Annotated in this window: 1 protein-coding gene; it reads right to left on the bottom strand. The window is 66.6% G+C overall.

The features are described 5' to 3' along the window. The coding region (locus LK10_RS04460) for an IS256 family transposase (protein ID WP_043120501.1) at window positions 1–434 on the bottom strand (434 nt) is incomplete at its 3' end. Window positions 435–707 lie beyond the last annotated feature (273 nt).

Raw genomic sequence — 707 nt, 5'->3', positions numbered from 1 at the left:
TCCTTGGACACGGCGGCCCCGTAGACCTCGTCGAAGTGCGCGGCGATCTCCCCTGTGGTGAGCCCTCGGGCGGACAGGGACAGCAGGATCTCGTCGATCCCATCCAGGCGGCGGGCGCGCTTGGGCACGATCACCGGGTCGAAGGAGCCGTCGCGGTCCCTGGGGACTTCGATCTGCACCGGCCCGATCTGGGTCAGCACAGTCTTGGGCCGGGTCCCGTTGCGGATGTTCGACCCCAACGGGGTCTGCCCGTGCTCGTGCCCGAGGTGCTCGGTGAGCTCGGCCTCCAGAGCGGTCTCGAGCACCGTCTTCGTCAGCCCGGCCAGCAGCCCGCCAGGTCCGACCAGGGACAGGCCCTGCGCCTTGGCCTGCGCGAGCAGCCGCTCGGCGAGTTCTTTCTGATCGATGATCTCTCCGGTCACGGGATCGATCATCTGGCCTTCGTACAGCTCGGTCGTGTTCGACACGGCCTGATCCTTTCAATCAGGCCGAACCCAAACACCGTTCAAGCGACAGTCCCGTATTGGAAGGAGGTGATAGTCGTGTTCGAGGCGTGCTCACGCCGATGAGGCGGCCAGTGCCCCCCGTTACCTTTTTCGTGGCTCCCCGATCCGGCAGGATCGGGGGTGTTGGCCGGTCGGGTTCCGGCATGACGTTCTGCCCCCAGTCGCCCATGGTCCGGGGGGTGTTGTCACCGGGACCTGTCC

Origin of the sequence: Sinomonas humi, assembly GCF_000802235.1 — a bacterium.
In the GTDB taxonomy this organism is placed as follows: domain Bacteria; phylum Actinomycetota; class Actinomycetes; order Actinomycetales; family Micrococcaceae; genus Sinomonas; species Sinomonas humi.
This window is presented reverse-complemented; position numbering and strand designations above follow the sequence as displayed.